We start from the raw sequence: 26,869 nt of genomic DNA, 5'->3' as shown, positions 1-26,869 counted from the left end.
CCCCTCAGCCCATCAGGCCAGCGTCCTGGGCTGCTATCGCGGCCTGTACGCGGGAGCGCAGGCCGAGTTTCGTCAGCACCCGCGACACATGCGTCTTCGTCGTCGCCTCCGTGATCACCAGCGCCGCCGCGATCTCGGCGTTGGACATGCCGCGCCCCAGGCACGTGAGCACGTCGGTCTCCCGCGGCGTGAGATCGCCGAGGCCGGCAGGTGGTTGCGGGCGGCGGGTCGGTGGGGCGAGGCGCGCGATGACCCGCCGGGTGACCTCCGGCGCGAGCACCCCGTCGCCTCTGGCGACGGCCCGCACGGCCGCGAGCAGCGACGGCGCGTCCACGGACTTGAGCAGGAACCCGGCCGCCCCCGCGGCGAGCGCGTTGTCGACGTACTCGTCGAGGTCGAAGGTCGTGAGGACGAGGACCTCACACACCCGGTCCGGTGTGCCCACGATGCGGCGGGTCGCCTCGATACCGTCGATGCCCGGCATCCGGATGTCCATCAGCACCACGTCGGGCGCGGTCTGCCGGGCCATCGCGACGGCCGCGAGTCCGTCGCCCGCTTCACCGACGACGCTGATGTCCGGTGCGGAGTCGAGGATCATCATCAGCCCGGTGCGGATCGCCGCCTGGTCGTCCGCCACCACCACTCGCACCGTCACCGCGGCACGCCGTCCGGGATCGGCGTGGGCAGCGCCGCGCGCACGCTCCAGGTCCGTCCGTGGGCGCCGGCCTCGACCGTGCCGCCCACCGCGCTCGCGCGTTCACCGAGTCCCAGCAGACCGGTACCGGTACCGCCGGCCGGTGGGGCGTCGGCGACGAGGTCGTTGTGCAGCTCGATCACCAGTTCTCCGTCGTGGTGCAGCAGGGTCATCCGCACGCTGCTGCCCGGTGCGTGCTTGGCCGCGTTCGTCAGCGACTCCTGCACGATGCGGTACGCCGTGTGGTCGACGGCGGCCGGGATCGGCTCCGGTGCCGAGCGCCGGTCGTCCACGTCGATGCGCAGCCCGTTGGCCCGTCCGGCGTCGAGCAGGGCGTCGAGCCGGTCGAGGCCGGCCGGCGACGTGAGCGGCTCCGCCTCTGCCGGGTCGTCGGCCCGCAGCAGGCCGATCATGGTGCGCATCTCGGCGAGTGAGGCGACGCTGTTCCGGCGCACCGACGTGAGCACCCGGCGCAGGGTCGCCGGATCCGCATCGGACATCGTGAGAGCCGCCTCCGACTGGATCGCGATGGCCGAGAGCTGCCCCGCGATCACGTCGTGCAGGTCGCGGGCCATCCTCGTGCGCTCCGCTGTGACAGCGGCAGCGCGGTCCAGTTCGGCGACGCGGCGGGCCTGTTCGGCACGTTCGCGCTCGGCGTCGGCCTGCTCACGGTGATGGCGCACCTCGTGGCCCCACAGCACGGGTACCGCCAGCACCAGGCCGAGGTTGAGCACGGTGAGCAGGGCCGCCCGGCCACCGTCGGAGATGAGGCTGGCCAGTCCGAGACCGCCGGCCACGACCGCCGAGGCGCCCGTCACCATCTGGCTCGTGCGCTTCGTGCTGAACAGGACGGCGCAGTAGAGCATGTCGCCTGCCACCAGTACGGACCCGAGGGGGCTGCTTCCTGAGCCCAACAGGCCGGTGAGCACCGCGGCGCAGGCGACGGCCAGTCCGAGCACCGGCCGCTCGCGCCGTTGCGTCTCACCGAGGCACGCTGCGGCGAGCACAGCCAGCCCCGTCCACAGTGGCGGCGTGGCCTGCCCGGGTTGCACGGACACCGCGACCTCCGGCACGACGAGCAGCAGAAGCCCGCCGACCACGAAGTAGGCCACGGCTCTGAGCGCGTCCTGCGCACGCTCCCGCCCCGACAGCCGCACGCGGACATTTGAGCACGCGGGCTTCATCATTCGCGTCAATCGAAGGTCGTACGCCGGCGGCCGGCGAGATCGGTCCGAGGGCCGACGACCGGAGCGTCCCCGGCGGGAACCATCTCCCGGCATGGGGGATTTTCTGTCGGACAACCCGCTGGTGCTGCTCATCGGCGCCTGCGAGGTGGGCTTCTGGGTGCTGCTCGCCGCCGGCCTCGCCGCGCGGTATCTGCTGCGGGCCCGCCGGCTCAGCACCGTTCTTCTGCTGCTCGTGCCCGTCCTCGACGTCGTGCTGGTGTCGGCGTCACTCGTCGACGTGGCGGGCGGCTCGCCACCCGGCCTCACGCACGGGCTGGCCGCGGTCTACCTCGGCGGAACCGTCGCGTTCGGACACACGATGATCCGCTGGGCCGATGCCCGGTTCGCGCACCGCTTCGCCGGAGGGCCGACGCCGCCGCGGCCACCCCGCTACGGCGCCGCGAAGGTGGCGTACGAGTGGCGGGAGTGGAGCAAGGCGGCTCTGGCCTGGGGGATTGCGCTCGGCGTGATGCTGCTGACGGCGACGGTGGCCGGCACCGGCGTGCCCCCGCCGCTCGACTGGCCCGCCGACCCGATGTGGGGCTGGGGCAGCCGAATCACGGTGGTCCTGCTGATCTGGTTCGTCGGGTGGCCACTGTGGACAACACTCGCCCCGCCCCGTGCCCCGGAGACCACCGATGTCCGCGGCTGAGCCTGCTCCGGCCGGGGGACGCATCGCCGTGCTGGACATCCTGCGCGGGATCGCGATCCTCGGCACGTTCGCATCCAACGCTTGGCTCTTCGCCGTTCCGGGCGGCGCGTCCGTCTGGCTGTCGGGTGGGCTCCTGACGCAGGACCCGGTGGAGGCGGGCCTTCGGCTGCTGTCCAACGGGAAGTTCCTCGCGTTGCTGACGCTGCTGTTCGGCATCGGTATCGAGCTGCAGTACCGCTCCGCGCTGCGCCGCGGCCTGCGGTGGCCGGGCCGGTACCCGCTGCGGGCGCTGATCCTCTTCGTCGAGGGGGTGCTGCATTACGTCCTCGTGTTCGAGTTCGACGTGCTCATGGGCTACGCGGTGGCGGCGCTGCTGGTGGCGTGCCTGATCGGGCGCAGTGACCGGGTGCTCCGGGCGTGGATCGCGGTCGTCGGCGCCGTGTTCGCCGCGCTGGTGTTCGGGATCACCGCGCTGCTGCTCGCGGTTCCGGACACCCCTGGCCCGCAGCCCGTGGCCGACCCCTCCGCCACCGCGAGCTGGCCGGCACAGGTGGCCGACCGTCTGCAGTTCTTCCCGCTGTTCCGCATCGAGATCCCGCTGATCATCCCGTCGGCCACGGTGCTGTTCCTGACCGGAGCGCTGCTGCTGCGTGCGGGCGCGCTGACCGACACGCCAGCGGGCGTGCGGATCCGCCGACGCCTGATGGTCGTCGGGTTCGGTGTGGCACTCCCGTTGAACGCGCTCACGGCGTTCGGCAGCCCGGACTGGTTCCTGGTCGACCGCTACCTGCTCCCGCCGGTGGTCGCTCTCGGCATCCTCGCCCTGGTGACCACCGTCGTGCTGAGGACGCGGTGCGCGCCTGGCCCGGCCCGGCGCGGGCTCGCCGCCGTCGGGCGGACGGCGCTGTCCTGCTACGTGGCGCAGAACGTGCTCGGTGCGTTCCTCTGCTACGGCTGGGGCCTCGGTCTCGCGGCCCGTTTCGCCGACGCGCCGCCGTGGTGGGTGGTCGGCTTGTGGGCAACCGTGTGCGCGGTGCTGATGGTGGGCGCAGTGCTGTGGCTGCGGTGGTTCGACCGTGGGCCGCTGGAGCTGATCGCGCACCGCGTGCAGGGGATGGGGCGCGCGCCGGCGCGAGCCGGGAGCGGGTGAGGTCAGGGCACGCCGGGGCGCCAGGCGTCAACGTGGACTGTGGCCCCGTCGACGACATCGAACGGGGGCGGCCCATCACCGAGTGGTACGGCGCTCGGGTTTGCCCCTCCCGGCAGCACGACGTCGAGCGTCTGCGGCGTCTTATGGTCCGCCGCGGCGCCGTACCCCTTCCAGAACACGGTGAACGCGGCCGTTCCACCGGGGGCGACGCCGACCCGCCGGGCGGCGACCGGCAGGCCCGGCCGCGCGATGGATTTCGGCTCGACCACGAGGTGGAGCGGGCGGCCGCCCTGCGCGATGGTGATGGCGGCGAACCCGTCGAGGTAGCAGGGACGGCGCCCGTGGTGGGTCGCGACGATCGTGACGGCCCTGGAGCCCATGGTCGCGTCCCACCCGGTGGTGCTCCACGTGAGATCGTCGGGCGCGCACGGGGTATCGGCCTCGACCGGTGGCGCCGGGGCGGGAGCGCTCGATGTGGTCGGCTGTTGGGGCGGGGGCGCGGCCGGGTGCAGTTGCGGCACAGGCGGCGGGGTCGCGTCCGGTTTCGTGTGCGGCACCGCCATGAACACCACGTACCCCACGACCGCGACCGCGAGCGCCGCGATCACCGTTCCGGCGCGTCGCTGTACGAGGCGGGACTCGCTCAGGCGCCCGGCCCGTGCTTGCACCGCTTGATCCAGCAGGACGGCGGCGACGAGGACCGCGGCGTTCGCGATCACGAACGGCGCCAGCGCGCGGTAGAGGACGGCCGGCAACGCCCCGACCGTGATGGCCACGGCGCTCACCGAGAGCCCGATCGTCCAGCCGGCCCGCACCGACCGGCGGGGCGGTGCGGTCCGGAGTTGGACCCAGGCCAGCGCGTGCCCCTGGAGCAGCCAGAAGACGCAGAGCGCAACCGGGAGGGCCTGGAAGGCGAAGAACATGGAGCCCAGCACGAGGAACCCGAGCACCCCGCCGAACGTCACGCCCACGAGGGCGGCGGCCCCGGCCCGGCCCCACACCGGCAGTGGATAGGCCGTGGTGGGCTCTGGGGTCCCCGGTAATGCGCGCCAGATGAGGGCGAGGCCGGCCAGAACGACCACGATGCCGATGCCCACCACCCACCACATCGCCTGCAGCATCGCGGTCGACTCCGGTGTGACGCAGCGGTCGTGGAGGCTGCACTCGCCCGGGTCGAACCAGAAGGGGGTGTACCGGGCCGCGACCACGGCGCCGACCAGCATCACCAGCAGCCCGGCGACCGTGACCGTCCGTGCGGTCCGGAGCCGCCATGCGGTCGTGGCGACGTCGATGTCCAGCACGGAAAGGCACCCCTCGTCCCGCGCGGGACGAGGCCGCGCCCGGCGGCACTCTAGGGGGCGTGGGGTGGGTGATCTCCGCGGGATGCGTTCCATTCGTCCGTTCCGGCCGGGACGACATTTCTTCGAATGGTTAGGATCATTGCGCTCGACCAGCCGGGACGGTCGGTAGCTTGACAATGTGGCGCCCGATACCGAAATGGACGACGTCGCCGGTCGCAGCGTGGTGCGCAGCGTTTTTGCGCTCCTGCGTGAGTTGCGGGAGGAAACCGGGCCGATCGGCGTGAGCACGCTGGCCCGGCGCACCGGCCTGCCGAAGTCGACCGTCCAGCGGCTGCTGATGCAGATGGCGGCGGAAGGCGCGGTCGAACGGGTGGACCGGGCATGGACCGTGGGCCCGTCCCTCGGCCGGTCCGGTCCGGGTTCACGGTCGCTGTCCGGGTTGCGGTACTTGACGCGCCCGCGCCTGCGGAGGATCGCGATGTCCACCGGCGCGTCCACCTTCCTCCTCGTCGGGGACGGCGCGGGGCCGGTGACCCTGGACCAGGTCAGCGGCTCGCTGGTGGATCCGGCCATCCCCCCGGAATGGCAGATGCGGGCGGCCGCGCACCCGGCATCGGCCGCGTCCCTGGCCCTGACGGTGGGAGGTACAACCGTCGAGCGTGGCTCGGTCGTGCCGGAGTACGAATGCCTCGCCACGGTCTTCCCGCTCGCCTCCGGCAGCGCCGCCCTGCTGAGCGCCACGCTTCCGCTCGGGAGTGGGATCGATCGGTTGGCGAGCACATTGGACCGGGTAGCCGAAACGATCAACGCCGAAGCCGGCCGGCTGGCGAGCGACGGGTGGTGACGTTTTCTCGTTCCGCTCAGTGGCACAGCGCCGCTACATTCCGGAACCGGTCGGCAAGCTGAATAGGAACGGCGCGCCCGATTTCTCGGGAGGAGCCGATCGAACATCGTTTCATCCGGAGGACTCGGCGCAATGGTTCCGGCAACATCGGTGCACGATTTCATCGTCGTGGGCGGCGGCAGCGCGGGCTGCGTGCTCGCCGCTCGGCTGTCGGAGGACGAGAATGCACGTGTCCTCCTGCTGGAGGCCGGCGACCGTGTCCCGCTGGAGCACGCGGCCGTTCCACCTGCGTGGCCGACCCTGTTGGGGTCGTCGTTGGACTGGTGCACCAGCACCGTCGAGCTCGCCGCCACCGGGGGCGCGTTGCCGTGGCCGCGCGGGCGCGGGCTGGGCGGATCGTCAGCCATCAACGGCATGCTCTTCGCGCGCGGACATTCGTCGAGCTACGACGCGTGGGTCGGCGCAGGTGCCACGGGATGGGGGTATGCCGACCTGCTCCCGTACTTCATGCGCACCGAGAACGCCGAGGGTCGCGATCCGGAACTGCGGGGCGTCGGCGGTCCGCTGACCGTCGCTCCGGCACGACCACCGCATCCGGTGATCGGGGCGCTCCTGGACGGGGCGGCCGAGCGTGGTCACCCGACGGCGATCGACATCAGTGCAGGCCGGTACGAGGGGTTCGGCCTCCCTGACCTCAACATCGTCGACGGAGTCCGGCAGAGCGCCGCCGACGCCTACCTCGCGCCGGCGATGCGGCGGCCCAACCTGGACGTCGTGACCGGCGCGCATGCCTTCCGCGTGACCGTCGACAGTGGACGCTGTACGGGGGTGGAGTACAGAGTCGGCGCCGACGTGGTCACCGCCGCCTGCACGGAGGAGGTGGTGCTGGCGGCGGGTGTCGTCGGGTCCGCCCAGCTGCTTCTGCTGTCGGGCATCGGCCCGCAGGCCCATCTGCGCGACGTCGGCGTCGACGTGGTGCTGGATCTTCCCGGAGTCGGTGCGAACCTGCACGATCATCCGATGTCGAGCGTCGTCTACAGCGCGGGGCGGCCGATGCCACCGGGTCGGCACAACCACGGCGAGGCCTGCGGTCTGGTGCGCAGTGATGCGGCGTCCGACGCCCTCGATCTGCAGATCCTCTTCGTCTCCAGCCCGTACCACAACCCGACGATGCTCGGGGCCGAGGTGGGCTACTCGATCGCGTTCTCGGTGATGGACCCCCGCAGCCGAGGGTCGGTGCAGCTCGCCTCGGCCGACCCGGCCGCGGCCCCACTCGTTGACCCGGGCTACTACACCGACGGACGAGACCTGCAGGTGATGGTCACCGGCCTGCGGATCGCACGGGAGATCGGCACGGCGGCCGCGCTGGATCCCTGGCGCGGAGAGGAGGTGCTTCCGGGCCCCGGTGTGGACGACGACGGCGCCTGCGACTACCTCCGGATGAACCTCCTGCCGTATTTCCACGGCGTGGGGACCTGCCGGATCGGGGCCGTGGTCGATCCGGACCTCAAGGTGTACGGCATCGACGGGCTCCGCGTTGCCGACGCGTCGGTGATGCCGTCGATCGTCTCCGCCAACACCCAGGCCACGGTCTGTGCCATCGCGGAGCGCGCTGCCGTCCTGCTCGCGGGATGATCTGCGGCCCGGTCAGGGCGTGCGGCGAGCCGACCAGGAGCGCGTGACCTCGACGAAGCCGCGGCGCGTGTACCAGGTTCGGGTCCAGTCGTCCGCGGCCACGTCCAGGACGACCAGGTCGCAGCCCGCCTGCGCTGCGAGAGCCATCCCGGTGCGCAGCAGCGCGTCGCCGTGCCCCTGGCGACGGTGGTCCGGCTCGGTCGAGATCGCGTCGATCAGTGCGGTTCCGCCGTCGATCTTGAGGACCGCCGAGGCGACGAACCGCCCACCGGCGGGGACGGCGAGGTGGCGCACGTCGAGCACGGCCTCCTCGAGCCGCCGGCCGTCGAGGGCCTCGGCGATCAGCGCGGGATCCATCCCGGGCAGGTCCCGCCGCCAGGCGGCCTCCGCCAGGGGCCGCAGCTCGGCGGCGTCGACCTGCGTCACGCGGGCGACCGGCTCCCCACCCGCGGGCGCCGCCATCCCCACCAGCTCCTGTACCTGCCAGCCACCCCCGGCGAGCCCCGCGGCGGTTTCCGCCAGGTGCGCCCCCGTGAGCAGGACCCATCGCTCGGTACCGCCGTCGAGGACGCGCTCCGCGTCGGCGGTGACCTGCGCGGCGTCCGCGCGGCCGCTCACCAGGAGCTGGTTGTGTTCGGGAGAGCCCGGCACGGTCGTCGTCCGGATCGCGACCCCGCCCGTCACCGGCACCTCCGCCGTGGCGATCCGGCGCAGCAGCGACGGCTCGAGCACCGCGTGGCGCCAACCCGGATCGACGGTGCCGAGGACAGGCGCGTCGAACCCGCCGTCGGGGCGCGGGCGGTAGGGCAGCACGCCGAGCACCGCAGCTGCCGGCACCGGGCCGTAGGCGTGGGGGAAGCGCATCGAGGCAGGGTCGGTCGGGAGCCCCGGTTCGAAGCGGACGGGGACGACGATCCGGTCCGGGTCGAGCACGAGCAGCACCAGATCGGTGCGGCCCGGGAACAGTCGCCCTGCGGGCAGCGCGACCTGATCAGGTGTGGACAGGTGGACGAACCCCACCTCGTCGAGCGAGGGCGGCGCGATGACGCCGGCGGTGAGCGCCGTGCGCCACTCGGCGGGCGTGGCCAGATGCAGGAGGGGAACGAACACGAAAGCAGCATGCCCGGCGGTCGCGACCACGGCCGTCCCGGTCCTGATCCCGGCGTTGACGAACGCGAGCCTTGTCATTGGCACCGGGTGCCAATTAACGTGCGGGCCGGATCACCCCGTCGTCGGCAGGAGATGACCCATGTCCCCCATCGAGCAGTCCGAGTCCGTGACCGAGGAGCCCGTCGTCGAGGAGACGCTCGTCGAAGAGGTGTCGATCGACGGCATGTGCGGTGTCTACTAGCGACCCGGTGCCCACCAGCGACACGGCAGGGCGCGGGTTCGACCCCGACCTGCCCTATCGCTGCAGCCCGCAGGTGGCGGTGCGTCCCGAACCCTTCGGGGCGCTCGTCTACCACTTCGGAACCCGCAAGCTGTCATTCCTGAAAACCCCGCAGCTCGTCGCCGTCGTATCCGGCTTGGAGCAGCACGACTCCGTCAACGCCGCGATCGACGCGGCGGCCGTCGAGGAGACGCAGCGCCCGGCGTACCTGCGGGCCCTGGCCGGGCTGGCGGCGAACGGCACCATCGAAGAGCGGTCCTAGAGATACAGATGGAGTGGCAGTGAAGCTGGTCGATCATTTCCAGTACGGCCTGAACTCGCCGATCTGCCTGACCTGGGAGCTCACGTACGCCTGCAACCTGGCGTGCGTGCACTGCCTGTCTTCATCCGGGCGCCGGGATCCGCGGGAGCTCACCACCGCCGAGGCCAAGGGTGTGATCGACGAGCTGCAGCGGATGCAGGTCTTCTACGTCAACATCGGCGGCGGCGAGCCGACCGTGCGATCGGACTTCTGGGAGCTGCTCGACTACGCGGTCGGCCACGACGTCGGCGTCAAGTTCTCGACCAACGGGATCAAGCTCGACGCGACGCGGGCGCGCCAGCTGGCGGCCACCGACTACGTCGACGTCCAGATCTCCCTCGACGGCGCCACGGCCGCCGTCAACGATCACGTGCGCGGCCCCGGCTCGTACGCCACCGCGATGCGGGCGCTGGAGAACCTCGCGGATGCCGGCTTCGGCCAACCGAAGATCAGCGTCGTGATGACGCGGGAGAACGTCGACCAGCTCGACGACTTCGCGGCCATCGCCGACAAGTTCGGCGCCCAGCTGCGGATCACACGGCTGCGCCCGTCGGGACGCGGGGCCGACGTGTGGGACGAGCTGCACCCGACCGCCGAGCAGCAGCACCAGCTCTACCAGTGGTTACTGGCGCACGGCGACAACGTGCTCACCGGCGACTCGTTCTTCCACCTCTCCGCCTACGGCGAGGCGCTTCCCGGGCTCAACCTCTGCGGCGCGGGCCGCGTCGTCTGCCTGATCGACCCGGTCGGGGACGTCTACGCGTGCCCGTTCGCGATCCACGAGAACTTCCTCGCAGGCAACGTCCGCTCGCCGGGTGGGTTCCAGCATGTGTGGCGGGAGTCGGAGCTGTTCGCGGAGCTGCGGCAGCCGCAGACCGGCGGGGCCTGCCGGAGCTGCGGTTTCTACGACTCGTGCCAGGGCGGTTGCATGGCGGCCAAGTTCTTCACCGGCCTGCCCCTCGACGGCCCCGACCCGGAGTGCGTGCGCGGCTTCGGTGAGCAGGCTCTCGCCGCGCGCGACGAGGCCGTCGCCGTCCCGCGGTCGGACGTGGACCACTCCCGCTCCGCTCCGCGGAACTCGCGCCGCCCCGTCCCGGTCACGATCGGGCGCCGGCCCGACAAGGCGTGCGAGACGAGCCCGCTCGCCGGGATGGCCGGTGACGCGTCCGACTCGCGGCTGCGGATCCCGGTCGCGGGCTCGTGAGGAGCCGTCCCCTTCGGTGTCCGGCGCGAGCCTCGTCCGGCCGGTCGTCCTGAGGGGACGGACCGCACCCAGCCGCGTGCTGTTCGGTCCACACGAGACCAACCTGGCCCGCGACCGCGAGATCTCCGACCGGCACGTCGGCTACTACGCGCGGCGCGCCGCGGGCGGCACCGGTGTGATCGTCACCGAGGTGGCGAGCGTGCACGACTCCGACTGGCCCTACGAGCGCGCGCCACGCGCCGCCGACGCCGTCCCGGGATGGGCCGCGGTGGTGGACGCCTGTCGCCCGCACGGCACCCTCGTGCTCGCGGGGCTCGGGCACGCCGGTGCGCAGGGCAGCTCGGCGTACGGGCAGCAGGCGCTGTGGGGGCCCTCGGGCGTCGCCGACGCGGCGAGCCGTGAGGTGCCGATGGAGATGGAGCAGCCCGAGATCGACGAGCTGGTCTCGGGGTTCTCCGCCGCAGCGGTGCTGGCCGCGCAGGCGGGGCTGGATGGCGTCGAGATCAACGCGGGGCAGCACTCGATCCTGCGCCAGTTCCTCTCCGGGCTCACCAACCGGCGCGCCGACGCCTACGGCGAGGACCGCGCCCGGTTGTTGCGTGAGGTGCTCGCGGCTGTGCGGTCCGGGCTCGACCGCGACGGAACCGACGGCCGCGTCCTCGGCCTGCGGCTGTGTGCGGACGAGCTGGCCCCGTGGGCCGGGATCACGCCGGAGCAGGGCGTGGCGACCGCGCTCGCGGTGGCCGGGGCGATCGACTATCTCGTGGTCGTCCGCGGCTCCGGGATGTCGGTCTTCGCGACCCGGCCCGACCTGCACGTCTCGCCGGGGTTCAACCGGTCGCTCTGCGGCGCCGTCCGCTCGGCACTCGGCGGAGCGGTGCCGGTGGTGTTGCAGGCCAGCGTCGTCGACCCCGTGTTCGCGCAGGCGGCGCTCGACGAGGGCATCGCCGATCTCGTCGAGATGACGCGAAGCCAGATCGCCGAACCCGACCTGGTCGCGCACGTCCGCGCGGGAACTCCAGAACGCATCCGGCCCTGCACTCTGTCCAATCAGCACTCCATCGTGCGTGACCCGCGCAACCCGATCGTCTCCGACGAGGCCGAGCCGCGGGCAGGCCACGAGACGGAGGACCCGCCGTGCGACTCGCGCACTCGTACGGGCCCGGCACGGCGATCCGTGCTCGTCGTGGGGGGCGGGCCGGGCGGGATGGAGGCCGCGCGGGTGCTGGCGTTGCTGGGGCACCGGGTGCGGCTGATGGAACGGGCAGACCGGCTCGGCGGGGCACTGCTGCTCGCCGCGGCCGTGGGCGGTCGGGAGCGGATGGGTGTGCTCGTGCCCTGGTGGGAGCGGGAGCTGATCCGCTTGGGCGTCGAGGTGGAGACCGGCGTCGAGGCCGACGTCCCGGGGCTCGACGCCGCCGAGCGCGCCGGGACCGGCGTCCTGCTCGCCACCGGCTCGCGGCCCGGACCGCGTCCCTACACGAGCGATGTGCCCGTCCTGTCCGCCGCAGAGTTCGAGGCCGGCGTACTCGCCGCGGGATCCACGGAGGCGGCGCTGGATAGACTGCCTGCGGGCGACGTCGTCGTGCACGACCCGATCGGCGACTGGACGGGCGTGGGCGTCGCCGAGCAGGTGGCCGCCGCGCGGCGCCGGGTCACGATCGTCACCCGGGATGCGGTGGCGGGCGTCCAGCTCTCCCGCACGGGTGATCTGGTGCCCGCCAACACGCGCTTGCAGCGGGCCGGGGTGGTGCGCGAGCTGTACTCGCTGCTGCGCGGCGTGCACGGTGGCTGTGCGGTGCTGGAGCACGTCTGGACGGGGGAGCGCCGCGAGATCGACTGCGCGGTGGTGATCGACTGCGGGCACCGCCTCCCGGAGGACGAGCTGTGGGCTGCGCATCCCGAGCTGCCCCGCGTGGGCGACTGCATCGCCCCTCGCACCGTGTACGAGGCCGTGCTCGAGGCGCGGCGGGCCGCGGCCGAGTTCGACGCGGTCGCGCAGGCGGTCGCGTGATGCTGTTCTCGCCACTTAAACTGGGGCCATTGACCCTGCGCAACCGGATCGTCTTCTGCGCGCACCTCACCAATGCCGCCCGCGACGGACGCCCGACGGCCCGGCACGCCGCCTACTACGCGGCCCGTGCGGCCGGCGGAGCCGGGTTGGTCATCACCGAGGAGCACTCCGTCCACCCGGCTGACCGGCCCTACGAGAAGCTGATCGACGGTGCCGATCCCGATGCGATCGCCGCCCACCGCGGGATCACCGATGCGGTCCACGCACACGGTGTGCCGGTGCTGGCGCAGCTCAACCACAACGGCGCCCAGTCCTGCGGCATGCACTCCCGGCTCCCCGTATGGGCGCCGTCGCCGGTGCCGGATCCGATGTTCCGCGAGGTTCCGAAGGCCGTCACCGCCGAGGAGATCCAGGAGCTGGTCGCCGGGTACGCGCTCACCGCCGGACACTGCGTCGACGGCGGGTACGACGGCGTGGAGCTGCAGTGCTCGCAGGCGTCGATCCTGCGGCAGTTCCTCTCGCCACTCACGAACCTGCGCACCGATCGGTACGGCGGTCAGCTGGTCAACCGGGTGCGGATCGTCCGCGAGGTCGCCGCCGCCGTGCGCGAGATGATCGGCCCGGATCGGGTGCTCGGGGTCCGCCTCTGCGGTGACGAGGGCATCCCCGGCGGCACCTCGGTCGCCGATGCGGTGCAGACCGCCCGGTTGCTCGATCACGACGGGGTGATCGACTACGTCAACACCTCGGTGGGGGTCGCGACGGCGACACTGCACCTGGTCGAGCCTCCGATGGGCGTGCCGGCGGGCTACGCGCAGGCCGTCCCGTCCGCGATCCGGGCGGCGGTGTCGCTGCCGGTGATCGGCGTCGGCCGGTTCACCGACCCGGCACAGGCCGAACGCGCGATCCGGGTCGGGGAGTGCGACCTCGTCGGTGTGGTCCGCGGGCAGATCGCCGACCCGGGCTTCGCAGGCCGCGCCCGCGCATCCCGTCGGATCCGCAGCTGCACGGGGTGCAACCAGGAGTGCGCGGGGCGCGTCGGGCTCAACATGCGGCTCGGATGTGTGGTCAACCCCCGCGCGGGCCGTGAGGGGGTTCCACTCCCCCCGCCCGCACGGCCGGGGCGGCGGGTGCTCGTGGTCGGTGGCGGGCCGGCGGGGTTGCAGGCTGCGGCGACAGCCGCCGGGCGGGGGCACCGGGTGGTGCTGTGCGAGCGCCTGCCCCGGACCGGCGGTCAGGTGGCAGATGCCGCCTTGGCACCCGGTCGGGAGGAGTTCGGAGTTCTGGTCGACGACCTGTTGCACGAGTGCCTGCGGCTCGGTGTTGATGTGCGGACCGGCAAGGAGGTCGACCTGGCCGCAATCAAGCAGCAGGAGCCCGATGTCGTCGTGCTCGCCACCGGCGCCCGGCCGGCGCAGCCGGGGTGGGCCTGCGGGCTCGACCGCGTCGTCGACGTCCGCGACGTCCTCCGCGGCGCCGCCGAGCCGTCCGGCACCGTCCTGGTCTACGACGAGCTGGGGTTCCATCACGGCACATCGGTGGCCGAGTTGCTGGCCGCGCGCGGCTGCGTCGTGGAGATCATGACGCCAGGCATGGTCGTCGGGCAGGATCTCGGGCTCACCCTCGACATGCCCGGATTCCACCGCCGGGCGCGCGGGGCCGGCATCGCGCTCTCCACCGACAGGACGGTTCTCGGCGCGGTCGCGGTCGCGGCCGGCGTCCGGTTGACCGTGCTGCACCATCCCGTCGGCGCCGTCTCCGAGACGGTTTGCGACTGGGTGGTCTGCGCCGTGCCGCCGCTGCCGGAGAACGAGCTCTGGACGGCGCTGCGCAGCCATGATGTGCCCGTGCACCGGATCGGCGACTGCGTGGCTCCGCGCCGGGTGCACGCCGCCGTCCTCGACGGCCATCGGGTGGGGGTCGCGCTGTGAACGTCCGGCTCGGTGAACGCACGTGGACCGAACTGGCGCCGGAGGCGAAGCCCACCGTGCTCGTGCCGGTGGGATCGCTGGAGCAACACGGTCCGCACCTCCCGCTGGACACCGACGCGCGGATCGCGACCGCCGTCGCCCACCGGGCTGCGGACGCCGACCCGTCGTTGCTGGTCGCTCCCGCGGTGGCCTACGGCGCGTCCGGCGAGCACGAGGGCTTCCCTGGCACCCTCTCGATCGGGCACGAGGCGCTGAACGCGGTGCTCGTCGAGCTGGGCCGATCGGCCGGCCACTGGGTGCGGCGGCTGGTCTTCGTCAACGGGCACGGCGGCAACTTCCCGACCGTGTCCGAGGCCGTTCTCCGCCTGCGGGACGAGGGCCGGGACATGGCGTGGTTCGGCTGCGGCGTGCCGGGCGGGGACGCGCATGCCGGGCGCACCGAGACGTCGATCCTGCTCGCGCTGGAGCCCACGCTCGTGCGGGAGGAACTGGCGGAGGCAGGGAACACGGCGCCGCTGGCCGAGCTGCTCCCGACCCTGCGCCGCGCCGGGATCGCAGCCGCCAGCCCGAACGGGGTGCTCGGCGACCCGGCCGGTGCGTCCCGCGAAGAGGGCGATCGCCTCCTCGCCGAGATGGGCACGGCGCTTCTGGAGGCCCTCTCCCGCTGGACTCTCGACCGCCGAGGGCGCCTGGCGTGAGCCACGGGCGACTCCCGGGGGTCCCGCGTCAGGAGGTGCGGGCCACCAGGAGCGGGACGAGTTGTTCTTCCACCGACAGTGAGCCGTGCTGGCCGGGCAGCCGGGAGATGATCGGCTCGGCGACCGACCTGGTCACGGCCGCCGTGCCCCGCGCCGCGGCGACGACGTCACCGATGCGGCCGCGCAGCTGTGGCATGACCTGACCGAACCAGCCTTCCGCCACGGCCTGGTCGCCCGGCACGACCCAGGCGTTGTCCCCCAGCACCGAGCGCCAGGTGGCCAGCACGTCCTCCGTCGCCCCTGGCCGGACGTAGACGTGGCGGGAGCGCGCGTCGCCGCCGAGCAGCAGCACGCCCTCCTGCAGCACGGGGTCGGTGTCGGCGTCGAAGATCCGATCGACGGCGACCATGCCGTGGTCGCCGGTCACCACGAGCGCGGCGTCGCTCGGCAGGTGCTCGGCGATCAGCGCGACCAACCGGTCGACCTCGCTCAGCTGCAGCCGCCACGCCAACGTGCCCGGCCCGTGCAGGTGCCCGAGGAGATCGAGATCGGCGTGGTAGCCGTAGCAGAGCCGCCTGCCCGCTCCCGTGAGCCCGGCGATGATCTCGGCGGCAAGGTCGCCGAGAGCGTAGGTGCCCCGGAAGTCGCCGCCCCGCAGCGCCGCCCGCGTGAGTCCGGATCCGCCGAACTCCTGTTTCGAGACGACCGTGACGGCGACGCCGGCGGCTGCCGCACGCTCCAGCGCGGTCGGGGCTGCCTGCACCTGCTCGGGTGGGAGCAGTTCGCGCATGTCGATCGCGCCGTCCGCGCCCTGGGTCGTCCAGCGCAGCGTGTCGAGCAGTTCGCCGTCGTCGGCGCGGAAGGAGATGCCGACCATCCCGTGGGCCCCCGGCGGCAGCCCCGTGCCGAGCGAGGTGAGGCTGATCGACGTGCTCGAGGGGAACCCGACGGTGAGCGGTCCCGCGTCGGGCAGGCTCGCGAGGAACGGTGCATCGGCCGCGTGTTCGCGCAGCAGCTCGGTGCCCAGGCCGTCGACGAGCAGCAGGGCCGCTGCTCGGACCGGTTCGAACGCCAGCGCCGGAGGTCCACCCGGCACTCCGAGTGCCGAGAGGATGGCCGGAAGCACCTCCGCGAGTGAACGGTGGCCGTAGTCGGGCAGGACCGGGACGTTCATCGGAGTCAGCCTGCCACCACGGCCAGCACCGTGCCGCGAATGGTGAGATGCCTCGCCGAGTGATGATGTCGCTTCGGGCAGGAGAGCCCTACGGTGACGGGGTGCTCGACGTCGGCGTGGCAGGAGTTTCCGGCCGGCGGAGGCCTGCGTGACGGCCACGGGTCCGGCGGAGAGTGCGCTACCGCTCGGGTTCGGGGTGGCGCTCGACCGCCGGGTCCGCACCCTCGACGACGGCGCGGTGCTGATCGGTGGTGCACCGCCCCGGCTGCTTCGCCTCTCCGACGCCGGAAGGCGCCTGCTCGCGCACGGGCGGTGCACGGTGACGGGCCAGGAGTCGGGCGCCCTCGTCCGCAGACTGCTCGACGCGGGGATCGCGCACCCGGTGGCCGAGCCGGTGTCCGCCGTGCCGGCCGTGGCCGAGGTGACGGTCGTGGTGCCCGTGCGGGACCGGGCGCCGGAACTGGCGCGCCTGCTCGCCGCGCTTCCGGACGGGCTGGGCGGCCTGGTGGTGGTGGACGACGGATCGGCGGACGAGGGCGCGGTCCGGGCCGTGGCCGAGGCGGGCGGCGCCACTGTCCTGCGGCATCCGTCGGCCCGCGGCCCGGCTGCTGCGCGGAACGCGGGCCTCGCGGTCGCGACGACCCCGCTCGTCGCCTTCCTCGACTCGGATGTGGTGCCCCGGCCCGGCTGGCTGCAGCCGCTCCTCGCGTGTTTCGCCGATCCCGCCGTCGGCCTCGCGGCGCCGCGGATCGTCGCACTGCCCCCGGCCGAGCCGGTGCCGCCGATCGGCGGGTTACTGGCCGCGTACGAGGCCGTGCGGTCCTCCTTGGACCTCGGGCCCGACCCTGCGCTGATCGTGCCGCGCTCGAGGGTGGCGTACGTGCCGAGCGCGGCCCTGCTCGTGCGCCGCAGCGCGGTCGGTGCCGGATTCGACGAGCGGATGCAGGTGGCCGAGGACGTCGACCTGGTGCTGCGCCTGCACGAGGCCGGCTGGCGGCTGCGCTACGAGCCGAGCGCCCGCGTCGCGCACGATCACCGGACGACCTTCGGCGCGTGGTGGCTGCGCAAGGCGTACTACGGCACCGGGGCCGCGCCCCTCGCGATGCGGCACCGCGGTTCGGTGCCGCCGATGGTGCTGAGTCCGTTGGCGGCCGCTGTCGGCGCGTTGACGCTGGTCGGAACCGCACGGGCGGCGGCAGCAGCGGTGGCGGTGAGCGCGGTCGCTGCCGAGCGGCTCTCGCGGAAGCTGCCGGTACGCCGGCCCCGCCGGGCCGCGGCGCGTCTCGTGGCAGCGGGAGCGGTGGGCGCTGTCGCGCAGACGGCCGACGCCGTGACGCGCCACTACTGGCCGGTGTCGCTCGCGGCATGCCTGCTGTCCCGCCGAGCGCGCCGCACGGTGCTGGCCGTCGCTGTGACTGAGGGCGTCGTGGACTGGTGGCGCCACCGCGGTCGCGACCCCGAGGCCCGGCCGGGGCTGCTCGGGCACCTGCTGGCCCACCGGCTCGACGACCTCGCCTACGGCTCGGGTCTGTGGTGGGGTGCACTGCGCCACCACACTGTGGAACCACTGCGACCGGTCGGAACCGGGATCGCAACGGACCGCGCGACGGCGAATCGAGGTGCCCCGGAGGCGGCCGTCCGTCAGGGCTAATCCGAAAGGGTGATTAGCTCGCCTATTTGGATCCGCTGTTGCGGAGCTGTCCAGCGGCTATCTCCGCTTTCGCGGGGACGTCGCACGAGTGCCCTGAAGTTCGCCCCGCGGTCACCCAGGGGTAGGTATACCGGTGCGAAGGGGATCGGTTGCACCGTCGGATCAACAGCGGTGTGATGTGCTCGCCGCCACAACGGGGTGGCGGCCCGGATGGTGGTGCGACCACCTCGGCCGGCCCTCCGGAACACATGCTGGCGCGATACGACACCGTGGTCGCGGTTGAGGAGAAGACTCATGGCACAGGTCCGGGTCACCGTCGACGGCGTCCAGTACGCCGACGACGTAGAGCCCCGCACATTACTGGTTCATTACCTCAGGGAGCGCCTCGGCAAGACCGGCACGCTCGTCGGTTGCGACACCAGCAACTGCGGTGCCTGCACCGTCCACCTGAACGGGCAGAGCGTGAAGTCCTGCTCCGTACTGGCTGTTCAGGCCGACGGCGCCGAGGTCACGACGATCGAAGGAATCGCGCGTGACGGCAAGCTGCACCCCGTGCAGGAGGCCTTCAACGAGTGTCACGCGCTGCAGTGCGGCTTCTGTACTCCGGGCATGATCATGCAGTCGATCGACCTGCTCGGAGACAACCCCGACCCCAACGAGCGAGAGGTCCGGGAGGGCATCGAGGGCAACCTCTGCCGCTGCACCGGATACCAGAACATCGTCCGCGCGGTGCAGAGCGCCGCCGAGAAGATGAAGCCGGGCGTCCAGGCCGACGTTCAGTCGCCGGTGTCCGTGGCCGGAGGGGGCGACTAAAATGACCGCGACCGCCGAACCCACCGTCGAGTTCGGAAAGGCCAGAACCCGCAAGGAGGACGCCCGCCTCATCACGGGCCGCAGCCGATACACCGACGCGATCACGCCGGCGGGCACGCTGCACATCTCGGTCGTCCGCTCGCCGCTGGCGCACGCCACGATCATGGGCGTCGACAAGACCGCAGCCGAGCAGGCCCCGGGCGTCGTGGGTGTCTACACGGCCGCGGACCTGGGCGTCGAGCAGGTCGGCCTGCCCTGCGCTTGGCCGATCACACCGGACATGAAGGCGCCGCAGCGTCCCGTGCTCGCCACCGGCACCGTGCACTTCGCCGGTGAGGGCGTGGCCGTCGTCGTCGCCCGCAGCGCCGCCGAGGCCCGTGACGCCGCCGACCTCGTCGATGTCGAGTACGAGCCGCTCGAGCCCGTGCTCGACATGGAGGCTGCGCTCGCCGAGGGGGCCACGCTCGTCCACCCCGGCCTGGGCACGAACGAGAACGCCACCTGGGTGTTCGACTCGGGTGAGGCCGGCACCGGCGCGAGCGTCGCCGACGCGATCTCGGCCGCGGAGGCCGACCCCGACCAGGTGGTCGTGCGCCGCCGGTTCATCCAGCAGCGCCTGATCCCGGCGTTCATGGAGCCGCGGTCGGCGGTGTGCGACCCGACGGGCGAGCAGCTCACCGTCTACGCCGCCACGCAGGTGCCGCACATCCTCCGGACGATGACCACGGTCACGCTGGGTGTGCCGGAGAGCAAGCTGCGGGTCATCGCCCCCGATGTGGGCGGCGGCTTCGGCGGCAAGATCGGCGTGCTGCCCGAGGAGATGCTCGTCGTCGTCCTCGCGCAGAAGCTCCACCGGCCGGTGAAGTGGACCGAGAGCCGCTCCGAGTCGATGCTCGCCGCCCACCACGGGCGCGACCAGATCCAGGACATCACGATCGCGGCCAAGAAGGACGGCACGGTCACCGGCCTGGACGTGAAGCTGCTGGCGGACATGGGCGCCTACCTCGGGCTCGTCACCCCGGGTGTGCCGATCCTCGGCGCGTTCATGTTCAACGCGATCTACAAGATCCCGGCCTACAAGTTCACGTGCACCAACGTCTTCACCACGAAGACGCTGACCGACGCCTACCGGGGCGCCGGGCGGCCGGAGGCCACGTTCGCCATCGAGCGGATCATGGACGAGCTCGCTGTCGAGCTCGGCCGCGACCCGTTGGAGCTGCGCGAGCAGAACTGGATCAAGCACGAGGAGTTCCCGTTCACCACGGTGTGCGGGCTCACCTACGACTCGGGCAACTACGAGCAGGCCACGCAGCAGGCGATGGAGCTGTTCGACTACGCAGGCCTGCGTCGTGAGCAGGAGGAGCGGCGACGCTCGGGCGACCCCGTGCAGCTCGGGATCGGCATCTCGACGTTCACCGAGATGTGCGGTCTCGCCCCCTCGCGGGTGCTGGGTTCGCTGTCCTACGGCGCGGGTGGCTGGGAGGCCGCGAGCATCCGGATGCTCGCCACCGGCAAGGTCGAGGTGATCACGGGCGCCTCGGCGCATGGCCAGGGCCACGAGACGGCGTTCAGCCAGATCGTCGCCGACCAGCTGGGCGTGCCGTTCGAGGACGTCGAGGTTCTGCACGGCGACACGCAGATCTCGCCCAAGGGCCTCGACACCTACGGCTCGCGCTCGCTGGTGGTCGGTGGCATCGCGATCGTGAAGGCCGCCGACAAGGTCATCGCGAAGGCCAAGAAGATCGCGGCGCATCTGCTCGAGGCGTCCGAGGACGACATCGAGTTCGCGAGCGGCAACTTCACCGTGCGCGGCACGGACAAGGGCAAGTCGATCCAGGAGATCGCGTTCGCCGCGTTCGCGGCGCACGACTACCCGGAGGACATGGAGCCCTCGCTCGACTCCGACGCCGTGTACGACCCGGAGAACTTCTCGTTCCCGCACGGCACGCACCTGGCGGCCATCGAGATCGACACCGAGACGGGGCACGTCGACCTGCGCAAGTACGTCTGCGTGGACGACGTCGGCAATGTGGTCAACCCGCTCATCGTCGAAGGTCAGGTGCACGGCGGCCTCGCCCAGGGCATCGCGCAGGCCCTGTTCGAGGAGGCCAACTACGACGAGGAGGGCACCCTGGTCAACGGCACGTTCGTCGACTACACCCTTCCGTCGGCGGCCGATCTGCCGAGCTTCGACACCCGCGTGGTGAGCACTCCGTCCACGTCGAACCCGCTCGGCGTCAAGGGCGTCGGCGAGGCGGGCACCATCGCCTCGACGCCCGCGATCGTCAACGGTGTGCTCGACGCGCTGCGCCCCCTCGGCGTCAGCGACATCGGGATGCCGTGCACGTCGCAGCGCGTGTGGCGGGCCATCCAGGACGCAAAGGGGCGTTCCACTCAGGAGACCCCGGTCGACACCCACTCACCGGGTGCCGGTCTGGGCTCGATCGACCCGAACAATCCGCAGGGAGAGGTCCAGTGATCCCGTCCAAGTTCGATTACGTCAAGCCGTCGTCGGTGGCCGACGCCATCACGGCGCTGCGGGACGGCGGGGACGACGCGAAGATCCTCGCGGGCGGCCAGAGCCTGATCCCGGTGCTGCGGCTGCGGCTCGCCGCGCCCTCGGTGCTCATCGACCTGGGCGGCATCCCGGAGCTGCGAGGCGTCCGCGAGGACGGCGACCGGATCGCGATCGGTGCGATGACGTCCTACTACGACGTCATCCGGGACGACCTGGTGAAGCAGCACGTCACGCTGCTCGCCCAGGCCACGGAGACGGTGGCGGACAACCAGGTGCGTCACCGGGGCACGATCGGTGGCTCGCTGGCCCACGCCGACCCGGCAGGTGACCTGGGTGCCGTGGCGCTGGCACTCGACGCCGAGATGGTGATCGCCGGAGCGGAAGGCACGCGCACCGTGCCGGCGAGCGAGTTCTTCCTCGACTACTTCACCACGGCGATCGGTGAGACCGAGATCCTCACCGAGATCCGCTTCCCGAAGTACACCGGTTGGGGAAGCCACTACGAGAAGTTCAACCGCACCGCGCAGGCTTGGTCGATGGTCGCCATCGCGGCGGCCATTCGCGTGGACGGCGGATCCATTGCGGAGGCCCGAGTCGGGCTGACCAACATGGGCACCACGCCGATCCGAGCCACGGGCGTCGAGCAGGCGCTCGTCGGGCAGCCGGCCACCGCCGACGCCGTGCGCGCCGCAGCCGAGCACGTCACGGAGGGCACAGCCGCTCCGAGTGACGCGGACGCGGCTGCGGACTACCGTGAGCATCTGGCCAAGGTGCTCACCGGCCGCGCGGTTCTGGCGGCCGCGGGCTGACGTTCGTCGCTAAACCGTGGACGCCTGCTCCGATCACAGGGGCAGGCGTCCACGGCTTTTACGCCCCTCGGCGATCGACCAGGGGTCCGAGGAGGAGATAGCTCATGCAGTTGGAGAACAAATTCACGATCGAAGCGCCGATCGAGAAGGCATGGGAGGCGCTGAACACGCCGGAGACCGTGGCTCCGTGTTTCCCGGGCGCCACTCTCCAGGAATACGAGGGTGACTCCTTCACCGGCACCGTGAAGGTGAAGCTCGGGCCCATCTCGCTCACGTACAAGGGCAAGGGCACGTACGTGAAGCGCGACGACGACAAGCACGAGGTCGTCATCGAGGCCAACGGTCGTGACTCGCGCGGCAACGGCACGGCGAAGGCCACCGTCACCGGCACGATGACGGCCGACGGGCCGGACCGCACGGCCGTCACGATGGTCACCGACATGACGATCACGGGTCGGCCCGCGCAGTTCGGCCGCGGTGTCATCTCGGACGTGGCCGACAAGATCATCGGCCAGTTCTCGGCGTGCGTCGCCAGCAAGCTCGCGCCCGAGCAGGCCACGGGGTCGGCCGCGCAGTCGTCCACCGGCTCCGAGACCGCCGCAGGCGGGGGCAGCACCAACGGGTCCGGCGCGCCGGCCACGGCCACGGCCACCGCCGCCAAGGGCCCGGTTCTGGCGTCCGCCCCCAGCACTCCCGCGCCGGCGAGTGTGCCGAGGGTGGCCGCGCCGTCGATGCGCAGCGAGGTGGACGCGATCGACCTGCTCGACACCGCGGGTGCCCCGGTGCTCAAGCGGTTGGCCCCGGTGGCGGGTGGCCTCCTGCTGTTGCTGATCATCTTCCTGATCAAGCGCAGCCGCTCCAGCTGACGAAGCCGCCCGAGCGCCACGTTCCGTCACACGGCGTGAACGTGGCTCTCGGGCGTCAGGCCTGGGGTCGGTCAGCGGTCGCCACCCCGGTCGTCGTCCCGGTCGTCCCGGTCCCGGTCGTCCCTGCCCCGGTCGTCGTCGCGCCGGTCGTCGTCGGCGTCGACTCGGGTGATCGCGCCGGTCGTCGCGTCCACGCGCACGTCGTGCTCGCCCGTCCGGCCCACGATCTCGACCTTCCACTCCATCCGGCCGTGCTCGAACTCCCGCTCGATCTCGGTGACCCTCCCGGTGCCCATGTGCGCCAGGGCGATCGCGGCGGCCTCGTCGCGAGAGATTTCGCCGACGCGGGTGGATCCTGCCGGTGTCGTGACCGGGACCGTGGTGGGAACCGTCGTGGTGCTGCTCCCGTCCTGGACGGCGACGGGCCGAGGGGTGGCCGTGCCGCTCGTGTCGTTCGTGGCGGCAGTGGCGATCGCGGTACCGCCGATCAGCAGTGCGGCGACCGTGGCGGTCGTGGCGATCACGATGCGGGGCGTGGGCATTTCTGCTCCTTCAGGTCGTTTGTCCGTCGACCTGGACACTGCCGATCATCGGGCTAGCGCCACGCTGCAAGAGTCCTAAGCGCGCCTTAGGCCGGAGTGTCAGGGCCACCGAGGTCGACCACGACCTCGAGCCCGCCGTCGGCGGAGCGACCCAGCTCGAGCCGCCCTCCCGCCTGCTCGGCGCTGCGGCGGGCGATGTCGAGCCCGAGGCCCGTCGATCCGGCGCCGCTGGCGCCGCGCCGGACGGCTGCCCCGTCCGACAGGCCCGGTCCGGAGTCGGCGACCACGAGCCGGGCGCCGCCGTCCGGTCGCGGCGCGAGCCGCACCGCGAACGACGTGCCGTCCGGAGTGTGGGCGAAGACGTTGCCCAGCAGCGCGTCCACGCAGGCCGCGAGGTCGGCGGCGCCCAGCCCGACCGGCAGTGGTCCCGGCGCGATGTCGACCACCGTTTCCCGGTCGGTGTCCTCGGCCAGCACGTCCCAGAACGCGACGCGCTCGCGCACCACTGCTGCGGCGTCGCTGCCGGTGCGTCCCGCGCCCGGGCCGGTGCCACGGCGCCTGGCCTGTTCGATCGCCTGGGTGACCGCCCGCTGTACCGCGTCGACGCCCGCGCCGATCCGGGCCGCGTCGCCCTGAGCGGAGAGCGCCTCGGCGTCCAGGCGCAACGCGGTGAGCGGCGTGCGGACGCGGTGGGCGAGGTCGGCCACGGTCTCGCGCTCCTCGCGCAACAGTTCCGTGATACGGGCGGCCAGTCCGTTGAGTGACTCGGCGACCACGCCGAGCTCGCTGGGCGCGCTGCTGTCGGCTCGGGCGTCCAGCTCGCCGATGGCGAGGCGGTGCGACACCGCTGCAAGGTCGGTGGTGGACCGGACCAGGGAGCGGGCGAGGCTGTCGGCGACCGCGAGGCTGAGCCCGAGCAGGCCGACACCGAGCGCTCCCAGCATCAGCCATGCCCCCGGAACGCCACGGCCGAGCTCGGCATCAGGCACGAACGAGCGGATCACCCCGGCGCCACCGGTCTGGTCGCGCACCGCGAAGACGATCTCCCGGCCGCCGTCCACCTCCGCGGAGCTGCTCGTGCCGAGCGCTCCCAGCTCGACGAGCGGAGTCCGATCGGCGGCCGAGCCGAGGACGGTGGCGTCGGCGAGGAACACGCTGACGGCGTCGGGCGAGCTGAGATCGAGCTGCTGGACGGCGAGCGCGAGGGTGGCCCGGTCGGTGGTGCCCACGAGCGAGCTGAGCGACTGGGCCTCGACGGTGGCGGCCTGCACCGCCCGGTCGGCGGCGACGGTGCGCAGCAGCAGGGCGAGCGGCACGAGGAAGGCGATGAGGACCAGCGACGTCGTCGCCCCGACGAGAACGAGGATGCGGCGGCGCATCTGCTCTCCTCAGCCCTGCGGTGCGGAGATCCGCACCCCGACGCCGCGCACGGCGTGCAGGTAGCGCGGATCTTGTGCGGTCTCCCCGAGCTTGCGGCGCAGCCAGGAGAGGTGGACGTCGACGGTCTTGTCGGCGCCGCCGTAGGGCAGCCGCCAGACCTCGGTGAGCAGCTCACGCTTGCTGACGACCTGGCCGGAGCGGGCGGCGAGGTAGTGCAGGAGGGCGAACTCGCGAGGTGTGAGGTCGAGCGCGGTGCCGTCGAGGCTCGCCTCCCGCGACCGCGGGTCCACCCGCAGACCGCCCACCACGACCGCCGCGTCGGCCGCGGTGTCCCCGCTGCGGCGGAGCACGGCCCGGATGCGGGCGTCGAGCTGCGCAGCGCTGAACGGCTTCACCAGGTAGTCGTCGGCGCCCGCGTCGAGCACGGCCACGATCTCGGCCTCGTCGTCGCGGGCGGTCGCCACGATCACCGGCACGCGGCTCGCCCCGCGCAACATCCGCAGCATCGTGGTGCCGTCGAGGTCGGGAAGGCCGAGATCGAGCACGACGAGGTCGGGCCGGTTCGTCACGGCCGACTCGAGCCCGGGGAGCGCTGCGCCTGCGGAGTCGACGGCGTGACCGCGCTCCGTCAGTCCGCGGATCAGCGCGCCGCGGATAGCCGGGTCGTCCTCGATGAGAAGTACCTGGGCCACCTGCCGAACCGTAGGACAACGGAGATCGTTCCACGCGACATCCGTGCCACGGCGGCTTTGCGATAGTGCGGCCTTAGGAGTGTCTTAACCCCCGCCACGACAGGCTGAGCGGATGTCGACGCCTCGACGCACACACCCGGCTCTCGTCGCCCTCGCCTGGGCGGCGGCCGTGGTCGTCGCGACGCTCGTGGGGATGAGCGCGGTCGGCGCGATCGGCACCGGCATCCTCGGGGGCGGGCAGCAGCCGCTCACACCCGCCGAGGTCGACCAGGCCCTCGCCGCAGCCCGCTCGGCGCCGACTCCGCCGGTCGCTGCGCCACCACCGGTATCCCCGACACCTCCCTCGCCTGCTGCCGCCGACGTCGTCGCGAGCCCCGGCGGCACGATCGTCGCGCGATGCACAGGCGGCGTCGTCGAGATCGTCTCCGCGAGCCCCGCGCAGGGCTTCCGGCTCGACGACGAGCGCGAGGGTGCCCGCGTCAAGTTCGAGTCCGAGGAGGAGACGGTGGAGGTACGGCTCCGCTGCGAGAGCGGCCGTCCGGTCGGTGCGGTGCGGCTCGACGACGACTGATCGGCCGTCGAAATCCGGTGGTCGCAGAGGGCCTGGTCCTGCATCGTGAGGCCGTGCGAGCACTGACCGACGAGCAGGTCGACCGTTTCGTCGACGACGGCTTCGTGCACGTCGAGGGTGCGTTCCCGCGCGAGCTGGCCGATGCGGGCCGGGAGCTGCTGTGGAAGGCCACCGGCTGCGACCCCGAGGACGCCGCCACGTGGACGCGGCCCGTGATCAGGCTGGGCAACTTCCCGCAGGAGCCGTTCCGCGCCGCCGCGAACACACCGCGCCTGCACGCCGCGTTCGACCAGCTGGTGGGGCCAGGGCGCTGGATTCCGCAGGGAAGCCTCGGCACCTTTCCCGTCCGGTTCCCGCACCCGGACCCGCCCGGCGACGACGGGTGGCACGTGGAAGGGAGCTTCGCGAACGACGGTGGCGGCTACCAGTTGAACATCCGGTCGCGCGGACGGGCGTTGCTGATGCTGTTCCTCTTCTCCGACGTCGGCCCCGACGACGCCCCCACCCGGGTCCGCGTCGGTTCGCACCACGATGCCGCCCGGCTGCTCGCGCCCTATGGCGACGAGGGGGCCGAGTTCTTCGCCTTCGCGCGCGAGGCGGTGCCGGCCACCGAGCACCGGCCGGAGGTCGCGGCCACAGGAGCGGCGGGCGACGTCTACCTCTGTCACCCCTTCCTCGTGCACTCCGCGCAGCCCCACCGCGGCGCGACACCGCGGTTCATGGCCCAGCCACCCCTCCTGCCGAGAGGCGAACTCGATCTCGAGCACCCGGCGTCACCCGTGGAACGGGCCGTGCACCACGCGCTGGCGTGAC

The 26,869-nt window shown here is 72.4% G+C and carries 25 protein-coding genes; 17 read left to right on the top strand and 8 right to left on the bottom strand.

All coding sequences use genetic code 11. The annotated features are described in order from the left end of the window. Positions 1-4 precede the first annotated feature (4 nt). Positions 5-655 (bottom strand): response regulator transcription factor, encoded by a 651-nt coding sequence (locus ACQPZQ_RS42315; RefSeq protein WP_433290092.1) that lies wholly within the window; start codon positions 653-655, stop codon positions 5-7. Continuing rightward, complete coding sequence (locus ACQPZQ_RS42310; RefSeq protein ID WP_433290091.1) at positions 652-1,851, bottom strand: sensor histidine kinase; 1,200 nt, start codon at positions 1,849-1,851, stop codon at positions 652-654. The genes ACQPZQ_RS42315 and ACQPZQ_RS42310 overlap by 4 nt, the downstream gene beginning before the upstream one ends. A 121-nt stretch (positions 1,852-1,972) precedes the next feature. On the opposite strand from ACQPZQ_RS42310, the gene ACQPZQ_RS42305 reads away from it, so the two are divergent. Continuing rightward, complete coding sequence (locus tag ACQPZQ_RS42305) at positions 1,973-2,572, top strand: hypothetical protein (RefSeq protein WP_433290090.1); 600 nt, start codon at positions 1,973-1,975, stop codon at positions 2,570-2,572. Then, a complete protein-coding gene (locus tag ACQPZQ_RS42300) occupies positions 2,559-3,722 on the top strand; it encodes a DUF418 domain-containing protein (protein WP_433290089.1) in 1,164 nt (387 codons plus the stop codon). Before ACQPZQ_RS42305 ends, ACQPZQ_RS42300 begins: the two co-directional genes overlap by 14 nt. 2 nt (positions 3,723-3,724) lie before the next feature. On the opposite strand, the gene ACQPZQ_RS42295 is transcribed toward ACQPZQ_RS42300, so the two are convergent. Beyond that, positions 3,725-5,023 carry a DUF4232 domain-containing protein gene (locus ACQPZQ_RS42295; RefSeq protein ID WP_433290088.1) on the bottom strand — a complete coding sequence of 433 codons (1,299 nt, stop codon included), beginning with the start codon at positions 5,021-5,023 and terminating at the stop codon, positions 3,725-3,727. A 178-nt stretch (positions 5,024-5,201) separates the two neighbouring features. On the opposite strand from ACQPZQ_RS42295, the gene ACQPZQ_RS42290 reads away from it, so the two are divergent. Both ACQPZQ_RS42290 and ACQPZQ_RS42285 read left to right on the top strand, forming a co-directional pair. Continuing rightward, positions 5,202-5,867: a helix-turn-helix domain-containing protein gene (locus tag ACQPZQ_RS42290; RefSeq protein WP_433290087.1), complete on the top strand. Its 666-nt coding sequence runs from the start codon at positions 5,202-5,204 to the stop codon at positions 5,865-5,867. A 132-nt stretch (positions 5,868-5,999) separates the two neighbouring features. Then, positions 6,000-7,502 carry a GMC family oxidoreductase gene (locus ACQPZQ_RS42285; protein ID WP_433290086.1) on the top strand — a complete coding sequence of 501 codons (1,503 nt, stop codon included), beginning with the start codon at positions 6,000-6,002 and terminating at the stop codon, positions 7,500-7,502. Positions 7,503-7,514: 12 nt separating this feature from the next. On the opposite strand, the gene ACQPZQ_RS42280 is transcribed toward ACQPZQ_RS42285, so the two are convergent. Then, on the bottom strand, positions 7,515-8,690 hold the full coding sequence (locus ACQPZQ_RS42280) for a GNAT family N-acetyltransferase (protein ID WP_433290085.1): 1,176 nt from the start codon (positions 8,688-8,690) through the stop codon (positions 7,515-7,517). A 61-nt stretch (positions 8,691-8,751) separates the two neighbouring features. Here ACQPZQ_RS42280 and mftA point away from each other — a divergent pair, with 61 nt between their 5' ends. From mftA to mftE, 6 genes are read left to right on the top strand one after another with little or no spacing between them, the layout of a single operon-like run. Beyond that, the gene (gene mftA, locus ACQPZQ_RS42275) at positions 8,752-8,853 is read left to right on the top strand and encodes a mycofactocin precursor MftA (RefSeq protein ID WP_241040196.1); all 102 of its coding nucleotides are present in this window, start codon (positions 8,752-8,754) and stop codon (positions 8,851-8,853) included. A gap of 7 nt (positions 8,854-8,860) precedes the next feature. Continuing rightward, positions 8,861-9,154, top strand: coding sequence for a mycofactocin biosynthesis chaperone MftB (gene mftB / locus ACQPZQ_RS42270; RefSeq protein ID WP_433290084.1), 294 nt, complete (start codon positions 8,861-8,863; stop codon positions 9,152-9,154). A 19-nt stretch (positions 9,155-9,173) separates the two neighbouring features. Continuing rightward, positions 9,174-10,397, top strand: coding sequence for a mycofactocin radical SAM maturase (mftC, locus tag ACQPZQ_RS42265; RefSeq protein WP_433290083.1), 1,224 nt, complete (start codon positions 9,174-9,176; stop codon positions 10,395-10,397). Positions 10,398-10,413: 16 nt separating this feature from the next. Next, complete coding sequence (locus tag ACQPZQ_RS42260; protein ID WP_433290082.1) at positions 10,414-12,411, top strand: mycofactocin system FadH/OYE family oxidoreductase 1; 1,998 nt, start codon at positions 10,414-10,416, stop codon at positions 12,409-12,411. Next, positions 12,411-14,342 carry a mycofactocin system FadH/OYE family oxidoreductase 2 gene (locus ACQPZQ_RS42255; RefSeq protein ID WP_433299651.1) on the top strand — a complete coding sequence of 644 codons (1,932 nt, stop codon included), beginning with the start codon at positions 12,411-12,413 and terminating at the stop codon, positions 14,340-14,342. The genes ACQPZQ_RS42260 and ACQPZQ_RS42255 overlap by 1 nt, the downstream gene beginning before the upstream one ends. After that, positions 14,339-15,040, top strand: a complete 702-nt coding sequence (gene mftE, locus ACQPZQ_RS42250) for a mycofactocin biosynthesis peptidyl-dipeptidase MftE (RefSeq protein ID WP_433290081.1) — start codon at positions 14,339-14,341, stop codon at positions 15,038-15,040. The genes ACQPZQ_RS42255 and mftE overlap by 4 nt, the downstream gene beginning before the upstream one ends. Positions 15,041-15,068: 28 nt before the next feature. On the opposite strand, the gene ACQPZQ_RS42245 is transcribed toward mftE, so the two are convergent. After that, on the bottom strand, positions 15,069-16,214 hold the full coding sequence (locus ACQPZQ_RS42245) for an alkaline phosphatase family protein (protein ID WP_433290080.1): 1,146 nt from the start codon (positions 16,212-16,214) through the stop codon (positions 15,069-15,071). A 148-nt stretch (positions 16,215-16,362) separates the two neighbouring features. Between ACQPZQ_RS42245 and mftF the strand changes: the two genes are divergently transcribed. From mftF to ACQPZQ_RS42220, 5 genes are all read left to right on the top strand, one after another. Then, positions 16,363-17,865 (top strand): mycofactocin biosynthesis glycosyltransferase MftF, encoded by a 1,503-nt coding sequence (mftF, locus tag ACQPZQ_RS42240; RefSeq protein ID WP_433290079.1) that lies wholly within the window; start codon positions 16,363-16,365, stop codon positions 17,863-17,865. A 294-nt stretch (positions 17,866-18,159) separates the two neighbouring features. Then, positions 18,160-18,678: a (2Fe-2S)-binding protein gene (locus ACQPZQ_RS42235; RefSeq protein ID WP_241040204.1), complete on the top strand. Its 519-nt coding sequence runs from the start codon at positions 18,160-18,162 to the stop codon at positions 18,676-18,678. Position 18,679: 1 nt separating this feature from the next. After that, entirely contained in the window at positions 18,680-21,157 is a 2,478-nt protein-coding gene (locus ACQPZQ_RS42230; protein ID WP_433290078.1) for a xanthine dehydrogenase family protein molybdopterin-binding subunit, read from the top strand. Further along, a complete protein-coding gene (locus ACQPZQ_RS42225; protein ID WP_241040206.1) occupies positions 21,154-22,005 on the top strand; it encodes an FAD binding domain-containing protein in 852 nt (283 codons plus the stop codon). The genes ACQPZQ_RS42230 and ACQPZQ_RS42225 overlap by 4 nt, the downstream gene beginning before the upstream one ends. 104 nt (positions 22,006-22,109) lie before the next feature. After that, positions 22,110-22,871, top strand: a complete 762-nt coding sequence (locus ACQPZQ_RS42220) for an SRPBCC family protein (protein WP_433290077.1) — start codon at positions 22,110-22,112, stop codon at positions 22,869-22,871. A gap of 71 nt (positions 22,872-22,942) precedes the next feature. Here the strand turns inward: ACQPZQ_RS42220 and ACQPZQ_RS42215 are convergent, their stop codons facing one another. The 3 genes from ACQPZQ_RS42215 to ACQPZQ_RS42205 form a co-directional block, all read right to left on the bottom strand. Beyond that, on the bottom strand, positions 22,943-23,413 hold the full coding sequence (locus ACQPZQ_RS42215) for a PepSY domain-containing protein (protein ID WP_433290076.1): 471 nt from the start codon (positions 23,411-23,413) through the stop codon (positions 22,943-22,945). An 86-nt stretch (positions 23,414-23,499) separates the two neighbouring features. Continuing rightward, on the bottom strand, positions 23,500-24,792 hold the full coding sequence (locus ACQPZQ_RS42210; RefSeq protein ID WP_433290075.1) for an ATP-binding protein: 1,293 nt from the start codon (positions 24,790-24,792) through the stop codon (positions 23,500-23,502). Between the two features lie 9 nt (positions 24,793-24,801). Then, positions 24,802-25,485, bottom strand: coding sequence for a response regulator transcription factor (locus ACQPZQ_RS42205; RefSeq protein WP_433290074.1), 684 nt, complete (start codon positions 25,483-25,485; stop codon positions 24,802-24,804). Between the two features lie 112 nt (positions 25,486-25,597). On the opposite strand from ACQPZQ_RS42205, the gene ACQPZQ_RS42200 reads away from it, so the two are divergent. Both ACQPZQ_RS42200 and ACQPZQ_RS42195 read left to right on the top strand, forming a co-directional pair. Beyond that, on the top strand, positions 25,598-26,056 hold the full coding sequence (locus tag ACQPZQ_RS42200) for a hypothetical protein (RefSeq protein WP_433290073.1): 459 nt from the start codon (positions 25,598-25,600) through the stop codon (positions 26,054-26,056). 53 nt (positions 26,057-26,109) lie between these two features. Next, positions 26,110-26,868 (top strand): phytanoyl-CoA dioxygenase family protein, encoded by a 759-nt coding sequence (locus ACQPZQ_RS42195; protein WP_433290072.1) that lies wholly within the window; start codon positions 26,110-26,112, stop codon positions 26,866-26,868. Position 26,869: the final 1 nt, after the last annotated feature.

The sequence above is a fragment of the Pseudonocardia sp. CA-142604 genome (genome assembly GCF_050948475.1).
Lineage (GTDB): Bacteria > Actinomycetota > Actinomycetes > Mycobacteriales > Pseudonocardiaceae > Pseudonocardia > Pseudonocardia alaniniphila.
Note: the sequence above shows the minus strand (reverse complement) of the source record. Positions and strands in the feature narration are given on the sequence as shown.

Coding starts and splice junctions, on each gene's coding strand:
- ACQPZQ_RS42280 (WP_433290085.1), bottom strand. CDS start 8,690: ATGACAAGGCTCGCGTTCGTCAACGCCGGGATCAGGACCGGGACGGCC.
- ACQPZQ_RS42305 (WP_433290090.1), top strand. CDS start 1,973: ATGGGGGATTTTCTGTCGGACAACCCGCTGGTGCTGCTCATCGGCGCC.
- ACQPZQ_RS42215 (WP_433290076.1), bottom strand. CDS start 23,413: ATGCCCACGCCCCGCATCGTGATCGCCACGACCGCCACGGTCGCCGCA.
- mftA (WP_241040196.1), top strand. CDS start 8,752: ATGTCCCCCATCGAGCAGTCCGAGTCCGTGACCGAGGAGCCCGTCGTC.
- ACQPZQ_RS42200 (WP_433290073.1), top strand. CDS start 25,598: ATGTCGACGCCTCGACGCACACACCCGGCTCTCGTCGCCCTCGCCTGG.
- ACQPZQ_RS42245 (WP_433290080.1), bottom strand. CDS start 16,214: ATGAACGTCCCGGTCCTGCCCGACTACGGCCACCGTTCACTCGCGGAG.
- ACQPZQ_RS42255 (WP_433299651.1), top strand. CDS start 12,411: ATGCTGTTCTCGCCACTTAAACTGGGGCCATTGACCCTGCGCAACCGG.
- ACQPZQ_RS42230 (WP_433290078.1), top strand. CDS start 18,680: ATGACCGCGACCGCCGAACCCACCGTCGAGTTCGGAAAGGCCAGAACC.
- ACQPZQ_RS42235 (WP_241040204.1), top strand. CDS start 18,160: ATGGCACAGGTCCGGGTCACCGTCGACGGCGTCCAGTACGCCGACGAC.
- ACQPZQ_RS42285 (WP_433290086.1), top strand. CDS start 6,000: ATGGTTCCGGCAACATCGGTGCACGATTTCATCGTCGTGGGCGGCGGC.
- ACQPZQ_RS42300 (WP_433290089.1), top strand. CDS start 2,559: ATGTCCGCGGCTGAGCCTGCTCCGGCCGGGGGACGCATCGCCGTGCTG.
- ACQPZQ_RS42210 (WP_433290075.1), bottom strand. CDS start 24,792: ATGCGCCGCCGCATCCTCGTTCTCGTCGGGGCGACGACGTCGCTGGTC.
- ACQPZQ_RS42220 (WP_433290077.1), top strand. CDS start 22,110: ATGCAGTTGGAGAACAAATTCACGATCGAAGCGCCGATCGAGAAGGCA.